The organism is Methanosarcina mangrovi, from assembly GCF_052057765.1.
GTDB lineage: Archaea > Halobacteriota > Methanosarcinia > Methanosarcinales > Methanosarcinaceae > Methanosarcina.
The window spans coordinates 3,380,407-3,395,091 of the sequence record NZ_CP195120.1; the positions used below are offsets into that span (position 1 = coordinate 3,380,407).

The 14,685-nt window shown below is 43.4% G+C and carries 12 protein-coding genes and 1 pseudogene; 11 read left to right on the forward strand and 2 right to left on the reverse strand.

The window, feature by feature from the left end:
* Positions 1-51: 51 nt before the first annotated feature.
* The 4 genes from moaC to ACSAZL_RS14980 all read left to right on the forward strand — a co-directional run bounded on the left by moaC (position 52) and on the right by ACSAZL_RS14980 (position 3,675).
* Positions 52-519, forward strand: a complete 468-nt coding sequence (gene moaC, locus ACSAZL_RS14965; RefSeq protein ID WP_440945422.1) for a cyclic pyranopterin monophosphate synthase MoaC — start codon at positions 52-54, stop codon at positions 517-519.
* A gap of 97 nt (positions 520-616) precedes the next feature.
* Positions 617-1,468, forward strand: a complete 852-nt coding sequence (locus tag ACSAZL_RS14970) for a ribose-phosphate diphosphokinase (RefSeq protein WP_440945423.1) — start codon at positions 617-619, stop codon at positions 1,466-1,468.
* A gap of 61 nt (positions 1,469-1,529) precedes the next feature.
* Positions 1,530-2,279: a hypothetical protein gene (locus tag ACSAZL_RS14975; RefSeq protein ID WP_440945424.1), complete on the forward strand. Its 750-nt coding sequence runs from the start codon at positions 1,530-1,532 to the stop codon at positions 2,277-2,279.
* Between the two features lie 601 nt (positions 2,280-2,880).
* Complete coding sequence (locus ACSAZL_RS14980) at positions 2,881-3,675, forward strand: C15orf41 family protein (RefSeq protein ID WP_440945425.1); 795 nt, start codon at positions 2,881-2,883, stop codon at positions 3,673-3,675.
* Between the two features lie 221 nt (positions 3,676-3,896).
* Here ACSAZL_RS14980 and ACSAZL_RS14985 read toward each other — a convergent pair whose 3' ends face one another.
* Together ACSAZL_RS14985 and ACSAZL_RS14990 are read right to left on the reverse strand one after the other, a co-directional pair.
* Positions 3,897-7,121 carry a DNA double-strand break repair ATPase Rad50 gene (locus ACSAZL_RS14985; protein WP_440945426.1) on the reverse strand — a complete coding sequence of 1,075 codons (3,225 nt, stop codon included), beginning with the start codon at positions 7,119-7,121 and terminating at the stop codon, positions 3,897-3,899.
* Entirely contained in the window at positions 7,118-9,022 is a 1,905-nt protein-coding gene (locus ACSAZL_RS14990; RefSeq protein ID WP_440945427.1) for a metallophosphoesterase, read from the reverse strand. The genes ACSAZL_RS14985 and ACSAZL_RS14990 overlap by 4 nt, the downstream gene beginning before the upstream one ends.
* Positions 9,023-9,437: 415 nt before the next feature.
* Between ACSAZL_RS14990 and mmrce1 the strand changes: the two genes are divergently transcribed.
* The 7 genes and pseudogenes from mmrce1 to ACSAZL_RS15025 all read left to right on the forward strand — a co-directional run bounded on the left by mmrce1 (position 9,438) and on the right by ACSAZL_RS15025 (position 14,678).
* Complete coding sequence (gene mmrce1, locus ACSAZL_RS14995) at positions 9,438-10,307, forward strand: MmRce1 family CPBP family CAAX prenyl protease (protein WP_440945428.1); 870 nt, start codon at positions 9,438-9,440, stop codon at positions 10,305-10,307.
* The gene (locus ACSAZL_RS15000; protein ID WP_440945429.1) at positions 10,304-11,635 is read left to right on the forward strand and encodes an MFS transporter; all 1,332 of its coding nucleotides are present in this window, start codon (positions 10,304-10,306) and stop codon (positions 11,633-11,635) included. Before mmrce1 ends, ACSAZL_RS15000 begins: the two co-directional genes overlap by 4 nt.
* Positions 11,636-11,666: 31 nt before the next feature.
* Positions 11,667-11,926 (forward strand): annotated as a pseudogene (locus tag ACSAZL_RS15005) (MmRce1 family CPBP family CAAX prenyl protease); the annotation flags it as partial.
* Positions 11,927-11,985: 59 nt separating this feature from the next.
* The gene (locus ACSAZL_RS15010) at positions 11,986-12,198 is read left to right on the forward strand and encodes a hypothetical protein (RefSeq protein WP_440945430.1); all 213 of its coding nucleotides are present in this window, start codon (positions 11,986-11,988) and stop codon (positions 12,196-12,198) included.
* A gap of 199 nt (positions 12,199-12,397) precedes the next feature.
* Positions 12,398-13,075 (forward strand): endonuclease/exonuclease/phosphatase family protein, encoded by a 678-nt coding sequence (locus tag ACSAZL_RS15015; protein WP_440945431.1) that lies wholly within the window; start codon positions 12,398-12,400, stop codon positions 13,073-13,075.
* Positions 13,076-13,306: 231 nt separating this feature from the next.
* The gene (locus tag ACSAZL_RS15020) at positions 13,307-13,819 is read left to right on the forward strand and encodes a GNAT family N-acetyltransferase (protein WP_440945432.1); all 513 of its coding nucleotides are present in this window, start codon (positions 13,307-13,309) and stop codon (positions 13,817-13,819) included.
* A 310-nt stretch (positions 13,820-14,129) separates the two neighbouring features.
* Positions 14,130-14,678, forward strand: coding sequence for a rubrerythrin family protein (locus tag ACSAZL_RS15025; RefSeq protein ID WP_440945433.1), 549 nt, complete (start codon positions 14,130-14,132; stop codon positions 14,676-14,678).
* Positions 14,679-14,685: the final 7 nt, after the last annotated feature.

The following is a 14,685-nucleotide window of genomic DNA, read 5'->3' on the forward strand; positions in this document are numbered from 1 at the left end:
TTCCAGATAGCTGTGTAGAGCTCCAGAGAGATAAAAAACGCGGTGATTTTTGTGGAAAAGTCATTTACTCATATTGAAGCCGGCAGGGCGCGAATGGTCGATATAAGCGAAAAAAACAATGTTACCAGGATGGCAAGGGCTGCAGGAGAAATCGTACTTTCCGCAGAAACAATAGAGAAAATAAGGACAGGAACCGTGGAGAAAGGAAATGTGTTTGCAACTGCAAGGGTTGCAGCCGTGCTTGCAGTTAAAAAGACTCCCGAGATAATTCCTATGTGCCATCAGATCCCGATAACCGGGATAGATGTGGACTTCGAGATAGGAGAAGATGCGGTTTCTGCAGTGGTAGAGGTCCGGACTGTCGGGAAGACAGGAGTGGAAATGGAAGCTCTGACAGGAGTTTCGGTTGCGCTGCTTACCGTCTGGGACATGGTAAAATCCGCCGAAAAGGATGAAACCGGGAACTACCCGCATACCCTGATAAGAAACATCAGGGTGCTTGAAAAGCTCAAAGGGTAAAAGGTTCGAAGAGGTAAAAGCCTAAAAAATGGGGTCCATTTAAAATAAGCTTTTTAAAGGATGGAATATATCAAGACGGCAAACTGAGGTATGTATCTTGAAGATCATAGGTGGACCAGCATCACAGTTACTTGCCAGCCGCACGGCCAGGGCTCTCGGGACAGAGCCTGTGCTCTGCGAGTTTAACCGTTTCCCTGACGGGGAACTTTACCTTAAAATCGCAGCCGAAATAGAAAACGAAAAAGTGACCCTTATCCAGAGCACGCCCACGGATTCCGATCTTGTTTCCCTGCTCCAGCTTATCGATGCCTGCGAGGGGGCGGCTGAAATCAATGTTGTAATTCCCTACATGGGGTACGCCAGGCAGGACAAGAAGTTCAAGCCGGGAGAACCCATAAGTGCCCGCGCTATTGCTCGCTGTATTAACGCCGACCGGGTCTTCACGATAAACATTCACGAAAGAAGTATACTTGAGCACTTCCCCTGCCCTGCAGTAAATCTTGATGCGGCAAACCTTGTGGGGAAATACATCGCAGGTTCGGGCCTCGAAAACCCCATGCTGGTCGCCCCCGACGAAGGAGCCCAGGAGCTTGTGAAGAATGTGGCTTCAGGGCATGGTTTTGACTATGACCACCTCCAGAAAACAAGGCTCAGCGGGGATACTGTTGTGATCAAGACAAAAAACCTTGATGTAACCGGCAGGCACGTTGTCCTGGTAGACGACATGATTGCTACCGGGGGGACGATGGCCGAGTCAATCCGGATGCTCAAAGCCCAGGGAGCAATTGATGTCCACCTTGCCTGTGTGCACCCTGTCCTTACAAGAAATGCAGTTCTAAGGCTATTCAATGCAGGAGTAAAAGATATAATCGCAACCGATACCCTCGAAAAGGCCGAAAGCCTGTTGAGTGTTTCTCCTCTTATTGCAGAAGCCCTGAAAAGGCTCTGATCATTTTACTCCAATTTTATTACCGTTAACTATTTTTTATATTCTGCGTATTCTTAGTATTATGACCCTCCCAGAAGTTTGCCCACTTGATGAAAACCAGACATGTAAAGGGCGGGAATGCCACCTCTTCTGCCTGGAATGGAGAACGAGAGAACCCACCTGCATTATAGGCTACAATGCAACAAGTAAAGTCAGGTCCGGCAGGGATGACCGGAAAAAAGACACCTACGCTGAAGAAACTTTCCGCAAGTTAGGAAGACAGCCCCTCCCCCGGATGAACACCTCGGAGAAAGGAGATTGGACCCCTAGAAGACCTGTTGAAAGACCTCCTGAAAAATCTCCTGAAAAACATCTTGAGAGAAGAGAGGTAAAACCTTCTCAGGAAAAAGATGCCCAGAAATGTTTCTTCGGACGCCATGAAGCAATCGTGGACGAAAAAACGGAGAAACACCCCGAAGAAAGCCCCGAGAAAAGGATGCAGGGCAGGCAAGCCTCAAGCGAGGCTGAGAAAGCTTCCCTCCGGCTGGAAGCCAGGCTGAAAAAAGATCCTGTCGAAGAAGACACGATTATATATGCAAAGCCACAGCCAAAGGTTCAGGAAAAACCAAAAGTCCAGGAGAAAGTAATCTCCAGGGATAAGCATGCAACAATCTTTTCGTCCTGTGACGAAGGAGAAAAGAAAATTATTTATCCTTCCGGCAGGGAAGAAAAACCAGGAAAAACAACTGAAAACAGGGATAAACGTAAAAAACTTGATGAAGTAATGGACATAGACCTCCCCGATAATTACGAAGAGGAGTTCTGGAGTTAAAAAATTCCTCTGCTGAGGGAAGAAATGACCCCTGGAATAAGTCAAAATTAACTTATAAGAGCAGAATTAATTAAGGATAACTTCAGGCAACTCGGTTAACAGAGTAAACCGGAGTTTTCCGAAATTATTAGAGGTAATTTAGAAATTGACCTGGAATAAACTTATCATTACCCGGAATTGACTTGGAATAAACTTATCATTACCCGGAATTGACCTGGAATAAACTTATCATTGCCCGAAATTATTAGAATTAGTTTAAAACGGAGCCACAGGCCGGAGTCACGGAAAAAAAACGCAAAAAAAACGCATAGAGCCCAATAAATGAGAAAAATGCTTTCTTCGTTTCCTGAGTTTCCAGACAGGTCTGCAGAACCTGCCTGACGAATGTCTTCCGGCATTGTGACTTGACTCCGACTTTAGCCTCCTGAGATTTTGCGTCCTCAAGTAAAGCAGGAGAATTGCTGTAAGAGCGTGTGGATAAGAGGGATAAACGGCTCGGATTTAAGAAGGCTCCTGCATACTGTAAAAAACTCGCTTTTCGTTCATGTTATTCGATTTTATTTTCTATGTTAAAACAAGAACAGGACTATGATGATTAAGGATGGACCGCCAGACATACCAGAAGATATACGGCTCCCTGCATAACTTTGGAGACGTTTTCCGCCTCTCAGAAGAATATTCCAGACCTGCAGGGATGCTTGCTACCATTCTTAACCAGAAGATCGTGAAAATGACAAGGTTCAAGCACAGGAGGGTTTATTCCAGAGAAAAGGAACTCTTTATGAGGTGGAAACAGGGCAGGTCCATTCTTGAACTTGCTGAGTATACATATTTCCCTCCAACCCTCATGGCTTCCCTGATCCTCAAGAACTGTGACCTCTCCCGAAAAAGCATAAACTGGCTCTTCAAGCACCTCGACTGCATAGAAAACCGCCGCTTAAGAAAAGAGGTCAAAAAAGCCCTTGATGCCGATTATTTCTTTTCTCCCCGCGCCCATGAGATGCAGTGCAAAAAAGGCGAAATGGGGGAAGAGATCATCCGTAAATGGCTTGACGACAGGGAGATACCCTACTGCACCGAAGCTGAAATCAGGGCTCAGGGAGACGGCAAGACCCCGGATTTCGTCCTTTCAGCCCCGATCTGCATAGAGGACCATATGGTCAAGTGGATTGAAAGCAAAGCCCTCTTCGGAGACGACTTCGAACACAAGCATTACGCAAAGAAACAGTTCCGGGAGTATGCCGACATTTTCGGAGAAGGCATGGTAGTTTACTGGTACGGATACCTTGAAGACCTCCCCTCCGATGACGAAGGCTACCTGATAAAAGACTACAGTTTTTTTGAGGGATATCAGGAGCAGACTGACGAACTGTTCAATTACCTTGTGTACTGGTAAATAAGTAAGTTCGTTATCCCACCCGAATTGCGATTCTGGATTGCAGGAAATCGGAGATTTTCTGGGAGTTGCGATGTAATCGCAACAGCCCGAGGTCCTTTTCACTCGCTTCGCTCGCTCAAAAGGATTAACTTATGGGTTATCTAACTCATGGGTTATAGCAGTTATTTTCGGCCAGGAGGACTGGTGAACTCCGAATTACGAATATTAAGGGTTTTTTTTCACAGCCTTGTAATTGAAGACATATTGGTGAGAGGGTCTTTTTCCACCTGGAAGACATGGTCTGCAGAATCGATGAGGGAGTCGTCGTGGGAGACCACTATGATCTGTCCGACTCCGATGCTGCGCATCATGTCTATGAGTTTCAAGAGCTGCCTGATGTGCCCGCGGTCCAGAAAAACGGTGGGTTCATCAAGTATTATGGGAGGGAGCCCGTCGGCTTTATCTCCGCCAAAACCAAGAGAAAGGAGCCTGTATATGGCACAGCGCAGGACGAGGTTGAAGATTGCACGCTCGCCTCCGCTGAGGAGTTTGGGTTCGAGAGGGGTGCCGTCTTTTCTGTAGACGGTCAGGTTGTATTCGGGGTCAAGCTCTATATGGGAGTAAGCGTTGTTTGTGTACATGAAGCCAAACATCTCATTCAAGAGAACCGAAAGGGCTCCTATATTCCTTGCCCGCATATCAGCCCGGATGCGCATGTAGGTATTTTCAAGCTCTTCGGCATTGCCGTATACGGCTTCAAGGTAAAGCCGCCTGTTTTCGAGAGCTTTTAGTTCCTCTTTGAGTTCCATGAGGCGTTTTAAGCTGTTTTCAAGCATGCCGATTTCTTTGAGAAGGGCATCTTTTTCTGTGGTTTTTTCCCGGATGTTTTCGGTAATTTTTGCCTGCGCCTGCTCAAACTGAGCTCGTTTCTGCTGGAGTTCGGAAAGCCTGTTCCCTTCCAGTTTTTCTTCCAGCTGCCTTATACGCTCACCGCGTTCAAGGATCTCGCGGTCAAAGAAACCCACCTTTTCTGTCAGGTTCCTTATGGCAGCCTCAAGCTCGGAGATTTTATGTTTGATGTTTTCCATGCGGAGCAGGTTAGCCTGGAGCTTTTTCGCCTGCCTGAGGAGTTTTTCACTTTCAGCATGGGCTTCTTTTGCCTCATCTTCTTTCTTCCGTACAGCTTCGAGAGCAAGTTCGAAAGCTTTGAGTTTTTCTTTTAACAGAGCATCCTTTTCTGCAAATCCCTTTAATTTATCATTTAGCTCCCCAAGCCTCTGCCCGTAATTTTCGATCAGCGCAAGAGAGGTCCGGATTTTTCCGTGCAGGGCTTCGATTTCAGCGGCGTTTTCGGCAAACTTCCTGTCAAAGGCTTTTGCCTCGCGGAGGGCTTTTTCACCTTCGCTGTGTGCTTTTTGAGCCTCCACTTCCTTGATTTGCAGAGCTTTAATACTTAAAAGGAGCTGACTCCCTGAGGTTTCAAGTTCCTGTTTTCGCGCACCGAGGCTTTCAAGTTTGTGGGAGTCCTCCTCTATCCGGGCCCCGTGTGTCTCTATCAGTTTTCCGGAAGCTTTTGCTTTCTCCAGGAGTTTTTCAATTTCAATATCATAATCCGAGGTTCGTTTTTCCAGCTTCTTTGCGTCCTTGAGCCGGGTGAGTTTTTTCTCAAGTTCCGTGTGCTGGAGTTTTATGTCCGCAAGTTCCGAGGTAAGTTTTTCTTTTTTCTCTTCGCATTCCTCGGCTGTGCAGGCAATTTCTGACCCTTTGAGTTCCTGCCCGCAGGTGGGACACTTTCCCGCGGCGAGCAGCTCCCGGTTTTTACGGAGGCTGTTTTCAAGTTCCCTCAGAGTAACCTCTAGCTCTTTTTCCTTTCCATGCAGCCTGTTTTTGTTTTCCAGCAGAAGTTCACTGAAATCCTCCAGGTTTTCGAGCTGGTCGGCGGCAAAGCCCAGCCCCTTCAGCTCCGCCAGAACTTCGGATTTCTGCTCCTGGATATCCAATACAGCTTTAGAGTTATCCCTGAGTTCCTTTTCAAGAACCTCAATTTCCGTGCTTCCCTTCCGGACTGCAGCTCTTGAGTTTTGCAGCTCCTTTTCAAGCTCGACAAGGTTCAGGTCTCGGGTTTCTTTTTCCTTAAGGGCAAGCCCAAGCTTTGTTGAGACCTCATTTTTCCGATCCCTGAGAAGGCTCTCCTTTTCTTCAAGCTCCTTTACCAACAGGGCAATTCCATCCGCTGTCCCTGAGTCTGTTTTAAAGCCTGCCTTTTCTCTCAGCCCTTTGCTTTCCCCTTCGAGCTTCCTTATATTTTCCCTGTACCCTTCAATTTCCTTATTTGCAGCCCCGATGCTGGCCCTGCACTCAAGCAGGGTGCGTTCAGCCTCAGTTTTCTCATTTTCAAGCTCTTGTAAGGCCTGTAAACAGTTTTCTTCTTCTTTCAGGAGAAGGGCAAGCTCTTTTGATGCAGCGTTTACCTTTTCCCTGGCAGAGGACTCCTCTTTTTCCTGGCGCAAAAGCAGAGCTTCAATTTCGAGGTTGCCAAAGCCGCATTCTTCTTTCAAACCGGCATTTTCTTCCCCGAGTTCGAGCAAAATACGCCTCTGTCCCTGCACTTCCCCTGAAAAAGTTTCCTTCTCCTTAAAACAGCCGACTTTATCTTCCTGAGTCTTATGGATAGCCTCTTTTAAAGCCTCAATTTCCTGCAGATGTTCTTTGTACTCGGCAATCCTGAGGTCGAGTTCTCCTTTACGGGCAGCTGCAAATTCCTTTTTTTCATTCAACTCGTTTAAAGCAGCGTCAGTTTCTTTCACCTTTTGCCTGAGCCCGTTCAGGGCTTTAAAGGGTTCCGTGATCTCAATCCCTTCGATTTCGGTTTTCACGCCCGAAAGGCTATTTTTTGTGTCCCTCTCAAGCCTTCGGACAGCCGTCTTTGCATAGCCCGCCCTTTCGCGGTACTCTTCCAGCTTTCCGAGCTGGAGCAGGTCGTCGATCATGCGCTGTCTGTCCTTTGGCTTTGCGTTGATAAGCACGTCAATCTCCCCCTGCCGGATGTAAGCACAGTTCCGGTATGCTTCTTCATCCATGTTAAGGAGGGCACAGACCTCTTCATAGGTTCGGGTCGCCTGGTCAACAACGTTTTCCCCGTCAGCATAGAGCACGCACTTTGAGCTGGAAGCGTTTTCACTTTTTGAAGAGTACCTGAAAGCCTGCTCAATAAGGTATTCCCGCCCGAGATGTTCAAAGCCCAGGTTGATTTTTGCATTCTCGGCTCCCTTAAAGATCATATCCGCAAGCACAAAGTCCTTTGAAAGGATCTTGCTTCCGAAAAGCCCCATGAAGCAGGCTTCGAGCAGGCTTGATTTCCCGCTCCCGTTTACCCCGGAAATTACGGTCACTCCGTCTTCGAAAGTGAAGTCCAGCTTTTTGTAGCTCCGGATGTTTTCTATGTACAGGTTTTTCAGCTTCACAGGTAATCACCAAGGTTATACTGTCTGGGCACAGCAGACTTTTCTTTTCCTTTCCTCTGACTCTGTTTTACCGGTTTTGCAGTTTTGTCAGGAACCTGAGCCGTTTTCTCATCAGGGAGCTTTCCATCCGCAGGTTTTTCAGCTGCAGGCTTTTCTACTTTATTCGCCCCCTCTTTTTCGGGTATCTCCTCTACTCCGAACCCGGACAGCTTTCCAGCCTCTGTTTCGGTTTTATTGACGGCACCGATCTCGGAATCAGCTCTTTTTCCACCTTCGCCGCAAATTTCTGCAGGGATCCCGGATGTTTCCTGTGAAATTTCGGGGGGTGCAGGCTTTTCAACCGAAGAATTAACATCAATTTTAGGACCAGTAGTAACTCCGGGCGTTTCAACATTTGCAGCCGTACCTGCTGAAACAGTATTAGTATTCTCACACTTTCTGGCGGTTTCAGGGGATCTGGCGCTTTCAAATGCTGAGCTGGCCTGAAGAGGTTCAGGTTTCACATCCAGGGATTCACGGACCTTATCAGGAGCTTCAAAACTCTTCTTGAGAGCGTCGTTAAGAGATTCGGAGCTTTTAATTCTTGCAGGAGCCCTCAAGGTTTCAGCTCTGCCGGCAATTCCCGCCGCAAATTCGGTCTCTCCGGCAGGGTCAAGAGTTTCAACCTTTTCAACTGCATCTGTCGGCATGGGCGCTCCAGGGATTTCAATTATGACAGGGCTGGCAGGGATCTCTATTCTGAAATCCGGGTCTTTGAAATCTATTGCTTCAATCAATCTCGAAAGCCGGTTTTCGGTTTCTTCGTCCACCCTTGACCTTGCCACATCAGGGTTCCGGATGATCTCATCGACTATCAGCCCGCCGTCGTTTAAACTCATCCTGCGGATCTCTTCGGCAACCGCATGGTCCGGGTCAGAAAATGCAACTTTTATAACCTCTTCCGGAACGATCTCTTTTAGCCTGAGGTCTTTAACCCTTGACACCAGCACCCCTTTGCTCAGCAGGTATTCTTCGATCTCGCTGAAGGAAAGGACTGTCCCCGAGTCTCCGGAAATGTCCAGAAAGACAACCGATTCCGGAAGCTCTTCAAGGTGCTCATTTACGGCAGAAAAGATCTGTTCATAAGGCTTTTCTTCCCCGTCGATTTTTGCCGTGATGAAAAGGAAATTGCGGGTAGGGATGGTCCTCCTGCTGATTTCCAGCCCTTCCCCGGAAAGAGTGATAATATTGTAAGAACGGGGCTCATTTTCGGATGAGCTGTTTCTTTCGGTACTGCCCGAATATGTAGCCCAGGTCTCTCCTTCCCCTACTTTTATTTTCTCATATTTGTGGTAGTCCCCGAGGAGAATTGCATCAACCTTAAAGGGAAGGTTTTCAATCACCTCAACGCAGTCCCAGTCTGCATACGGGAAAGGCTGCACGATCTGGTGCATCACAAGGAGCTTTTTGCAGTTTTCCGGCAGGGAGTCGGGCACTTCAAACCCTGAATAATCGTAAAGAGGAATCTTCGACTTCGGAACACTGTCAATCCCGTAGATTGCCGTATCCCCGACAAGCTTCGGCGTTTTCCCGAGCCTTTCCGCAAGCCCCATCTCCTCAAAGAGGTCCAGCCACTGGGTATTTTGCTTGCTCTCGTGGTTCCCGACAATGCCAAAAAAAGGTATGTTTGCAGCCTTCAACCGGGAAAGGATGTTCATAGTCTCAAGAAGGTCTTCAAGGGTCGGGTTCCTCGAATCAAAAAGGTCCCCCGCGTGCACGACAGCATCAACCTGCATGTCAACCGCATCCTGAATGACCGTCTCAAATGCCTTAAAAAAGTCCTGCCTCCGTACCTCGCTGTGGTACTGCCGGTATCCCAGGTGCGTATCTGCAGTGTGGAGTATCCTTATTTCCCGGTCCATAATATCAGTCTCCAGTTTTTACGGTATAGGGATTTGTATATTAGTATTTAACTGATTTCCACAGACTCGTGGCTCAGCCGGATATGGAAACTAATACAGATAACCCGTCAAAAAATAGGAATCTTATCACTTTTACTTCTTCGTTGCTTAGCCTGTCCTCCCATATACATATCAAAATCGGAACACTTCCGACAGGAATAAAGGTGAACTGACATTCCTTTTTTACTATTGAAACATATTACATAACAAGGACTAAGGATATATTGGGGGTTAGATAACTGGTTCTACTATTCTCACTTTTTTATCTAATTCAAAAAGAATTAATAAATTTTTTATACCTTTGACTATTAAAAATGAACCTGCGTACAAAAAGTAAGGCCAATACCAAAGCATCTAAAATTCAGGTGGAAGGAAGATGATTCCTAACTATAAGTACAAACCCGGAGTCTATTATATTATTGTTTATATTATAACCTATGCTCTCTGGTTTCCAGCGGCATATTTAAGTTTTGGTGATGATAACGGACTGTATGAATTATTACTATTTCTTGGACTGATGGTGCCTTTTCTTACTGCATTATTTATGATATTTACGTCTAAAAATTCGGATTTAAAAAGGGATTTTATCAACCGGTTTGTTAATCTCAGGTTAATAAACCCAAAAGTACTACTGACATTTATTTTACTAATGCCACTTACTGTTCTGGTATCTATTCTTCTTTCTCTTCCATTTGGTGGATCGACTTCTCAATTTCAATTTGCTGAAGGTTACTCTTTTTCATCAGGGTTTATCCCTGCGTATCTGACCCTTATCCTGGCTTCAATTTTTGAAGAGCTTGGATGGAGAGGATACGGCTTTGAAAGCCTGCAAAGCCGGCACACTTTCTTTACGGCATCGGTTGTTTTCAGTATACTCTGGTCGCTCTGGCACTTCCCGCTGATCTTTATCAATAACATGTATCAGTACGAGGTTTTTCATGAGAATGTCTGGTATGCGGTGAATTTTTTTGTCAGCATAGTCCCTATAGGAGTAATTATCAGCTGGACATACATAAAAAATGGAAAAAGTGTTCTGGCAGCGATTCTAATTCACATTTCCATCAATTTCTTGCAGGAAGCTCTGCAAATGACCCAATTTGCAAAATGCATTGAAACTGTGCTTATTACTATCGTTGCTGCCATTATTATCATATTAGACAAAGAGATGGCTTTTTCGAAAGAACATCTTACTACTGAAGTTGACGAGTTACCGAGAATGAAAGGCCCACTGGAGTTAACTGAGTGACAAATAATTGTACAGATCACTATTCCAAATTTCTTTTTATCTGGTTTGGACAATTCATCTCAATAATAGGTAGTGGCCTTACTACTTTTTCCTTAGGAATATACGTATATCAACAAACCGGTACAGCCTCAAGCTACGTCTTTATACTTATGTGTGCTTTTTTGCCCCCCTTCTTACTAAAGCCCTACGGAGGTATACTGGCAGATCGTCATGACAGACGTTTAATGATGGTCTTCGGGGATTCAGGATCAACGCTCGGGCTTCTCTTCATATTTGCTATGATGCTAAAAGGCAATATTGAACTCTGGCAAATTTACCTTGGGATTGCAATCAGCTCAGTTTTTTCAGCTTTTCAGGAACCAGCCTATAAGGCCCTGATTACGGACCTTCTACCTGAAAATCAATATGCTAAAGCAAGTGGATTAATGCAATTAGCAAGTTCAGCTCAATACTTAATTTCCCCGTTTTTAGCCGGAATTATACTCACAATAATGGATATCAAATTTGTTTTTTTAATTGATGTTACCACTTTCTTAATTGCCAGCTCCATTGTCATATGGATAGGAAAAATCTTAGGCAGAACCCAAATAACGAAACAAGAACAAAACAACATGGCTGACCTTAGAGAAGGTATTCGGGAATTTTCAAAAAATAGAGGAATAGTTAATCTGGTAATAACTACCACACTCATACTCTTTTTTGTTGGATTGCTTCAATCTCTTTTTATTCCAATGATGCTAAATTTAACAACAGTAAAAGCAGTTGGAACCATTCAATCAATCTGTGCATCCGGCATATTAGTTGGAAGCTTGTTTATTGGGGTATTTGGCAGCAAAAACAAATATGTAAAGACATTATCTATCTCATTATTTGTATCAGGTATATTTTTTGCTAATCTTGGACTCTCAACAAATGTGATTTTTATTACTGTAGCAGGATTTATGTTTTTTGCCACGTTGCCTTTTATTAACACCTCTATTGAAGTTTTAATTCGAAAAAACATTGAGAACAGTAAACAGGGGCGTATATGGTCGATTATTTCTATGGTTACCTATCTTGGCTCCATCATAGCTTTTGCAGTTGCAGGTTTTTTAGCAGATAAGATTTTCAATCCACTTTTAGAATCTGACGGTTTGCTGGTTGGAACAGCTGGTTTAATTGTAGGATCGGGAGAAAGCAGAGGAATTGCCTTAATGTTTATAATTTCCGGAATAATGATTTCTGTGGTTGCTCTGTTGATCCGGAAAAATAGAAAAATAAAACAATTAGACGATGTTGAGGATAAGGATGGGGAACTATCCCAAAATAAATACTATGTTGAAACGTAAATTTAGAATTCTCAGGAAATTGGATACGGCTATGGGAGTGATTATCAGCTGATCTGCATAAAAAACGGAAAAAGTGTTCTGGCAATGATTCTCATTCACATTTGCATCAATATCTCGCAGGAAGCTCTGCAAATGACCCAATTTGAAAAGTGCATTGAAACTGTGGTTGTTACTGTCGTTGCTGCCATTATTATCATATTAGACAAAGAGATGGCCTTTTCGAAAGAACATCTTACTACTGGAGTTGACGAGTTACCAAAAATGACAGGACCACTGGAGTTAACTGAGTGACAAATTTCTGAGGTTAACTAAATTTCCCTATCAATTTTTGCCGTAATGAAAAGGAAATTGTGGGTAGGAATAGTCCTCCTGCTGATTTCCAGCCCTTCTATGGAAAGAGTGATAATGTTGTAAGACGGACCTCATTTTCGGACGCACTGTTGTGTTCGGTACTGCCCGAGTATGTGACCCAGGTCTCCCCTACCTTTATTTTTGTATTTTTGGTAGCCCCCGAGGAGAATTGCATCAACCTTAAACGAACGGCTGAAACCGATGTGCTTTGAGAATCAGAGAGAAATCATCAATCACGCCGGAAAAGTAGAGAGACAAATCATCTACTTTTTTAATAGTATCAATCAAAAATATCACAAGATCTCTGAAAAACGAGCATGCACTGAAGAATCATCACTTTGAAAACGTATCAACGTTGGATATCATCATTTTAATGGTGTCAAAATGAGAATTGTAAGCTGGAATTGTAATATGGCATTCAGGAAAAAGTATGAGAAAATTCTTCCATACAATCCAGATTTACTGATTGTTCCGGAATGCGAACATCCGGGCAAATTTACTGATGATTTTTATTCCAATGTTTTGTGGATAGGAGACAATAAAAACAAAGGCTTAGGAGTTTTCAGTTTCAACGACATCGAAATTTCGTTGCATGAGTCCTATTGTGAAGAATATAAATATATTCTCCCGATTAAAATAGCCAACCCGAAAGATACAAACCTTATTGCAATATGGTCACAGAATAATAAAGAAGATCCTAAAAGAAGGTACATAGGAGAGGTCTGGAAATCGCTGAATTATTATAAAGATATGCTCAAATCTCCGGTGATAATTGCAGGAGATTTCAACTGGAACGTAATCTGGGATAGAAAACCTGAGTATCCTCTTTACGGAACACTCACCAATGTAATTTGCTTTCTAAAACAACTTGAGATATATAGCGCATACCATAGATCTGCAAATGTAGATTTTGGTCATGAGAAAGAACCAACCTTATTCTTCAGGAAAAATAAAAAGACCCCTTACCATATTGATTACATATTTGCATCAACGGATTTTGTAGATCAGATTAAGACTTTTTCTATTGGTAAATATGAAGATTGGATTTCGCTGAGCGATCACATGCCTTTAATGGCGGAATTCGAGTAATTCATTGGCTTTCTCGAGTCGTCAATTTTGAACAAAACGGCTCTTCGCAGTTTCGTGTGGGCTGAAAATGACTGTGATTTAAAAAGTCGTTGGTCAAAAGAATAAACATCGAGCTCGAATGTTATTTTCATCAACAAATGTTTACAAATTTTATATCTGCAACTCTTATAGTTAGGAAATGGATGTTAATTACCCACTCGAAACACCGAAGAACCGAAAAAGGAGAATAAAATGAAAATCACCAGGGAAATAAAAACCGAAAGGCTGGTAATTCGAAAATTTGAAAGAGGAGACTTTGAAGCTTTTCACAATTTTATGACAGATCCCGAAGCTACCAAATATCTATTATTTTCTGATGAGCAGAAAACTGAAAACGAAATCAGAGAATTGTTTGATTATACTATAAATTCTTATTCAGAGGACATGGATGCAGTGTCTTTTGCAATTGCAATTAAAAACACAAATGATTATATTGGTTCTGTGGGTTATGCTCCTGATTTCAACGGAAAGGACATACAAATTTATTGGTCCATTAACAGGGAGTTCCAGAATAATGGTTATGCAACCGAGGCAACAAAAGCATTATTGCAGAATCTCAAATCTCAAAGTGAGAAGAAGATAAGGGCATATTGCCATATTGAAAATGCAAGCTCCGAAGCTGTTGCAAAGAAAGTTGGCATGAAAAATTTAGGAATATTATTTATTAAGGAAATTGCACAGGAAAGCAGAGTTTTTGAAACATAGTTTGCAATACCCCTGTAGAAAATAATGTAAAAATCGATGTAAAAAATGCACGTTCACCTATGTAGTATGTAATCATAATTTAGAAAAAACTGTACAAAATAATTAAACAGATTAAAAAGACTTTTATTCTCTAAACTCAAATAAAGCGTGAACTCAGACTTACACAGTTAAACCGAAGAAATAGCATGTAACTTCAAAAGGTCTCGATAAGAATTTCAGTGACAGACCTGACCACACTTTATTTTACTCCCAAAGTACGTAAGTCTTGAGGATATAAACTACCGAATTTTATAAACTAGGGGTTATATAAATGAGAAAAATGACAGAACAGAACATGATCAATGCATTTGGTGGGGAAAGTCAGGCACACATGAGATACTTGCATTTTGCAAACCAGGCCGAAGAAGAGAATTTCACTAACGTAACCCGCTTATTCCGCGCAATCGCTCACGCTGAATACGTACATGCAGGCGACCATTACAAGGTGTTAAAACACCTCAATGGGGGATTTGTTGCAAACAGCATGGCAGCCTTTGGACCGGGAGATACCCTGAAAAATCTTCAACTTGCAATAGATGGCGAGACATTCGAAATCGAGGAAATGTATCCCGTATACATAGAAGTAGCTAAGTTCCAAGAAGAAAAAAACGCACAGAGAAGCTTTGAATGGTCATACGCCAGCGAAAAACTGCATAGACAGCTTTTTGAAAAAGCATTAGAGGCAGTTAATTCAGGAAATGATGTCGAACTCGGAGATATCCAGGTCTGCGAGGTATGCGGATACACTCTCGAAGGAGAGGCACCCGATAGATGTCCCGTATGCAATGCGGTAAAGGAGAAATTCACCGCATTTAGATAAGTGCCTA

Bases quoted from the DNA above. Each gene is read 5' to 3' on its own strand.
- ACSAZL_RS15020 (WP_440945432.1), top strand. From the start codon at position 13,307: ATGAAAATCACCAGGGAAATAAAAACCGAAAGGCTGGTAATTCGAAAA.
- ACSAZL_RS15015 (WP_440945431.1), top strand. From the start codon at position 12,398: ATGGCATTCAGGAAAAAGTATGAGAAAATTCTTCCATACAATCCAGAT.
- ACSAZL_RS15025 (WP_440945433.1), top strand. From the start codon at position 14,130: ATGAGAAAAATGACAGAACAGAACATGATCAATGCATTTGGTGGGGAA.
- ACSAZL_RS14980 (WP_440945425.1), top strand. From the start codon at position 2,881: ATGGACCGCCAGACATACCAGAAGATATACGGCTCCCTGCATAACTTT.
- mmrce1 (WP_440945428.1), top strand. From the start codon at position 9,438: ATGATTCCTAACTATAAGTACAAACCCGGAGTCTATTATATTATTGTT.
- ACSAZL_RS14990 (WP_440945427.1), bottom strand. From the start codon at position 9,022: ATGGACCGGGAAATAAGGATACTCCACACTGCAGATACGCACCTGGGA.
- ACSAZL_RS14975 (WP_440945424.1), top strand. From the start codon at position 1,530: ATGACCCTCCCAGAAGTTTGCCCACTTGATGAAAACCAGACATGTAAA.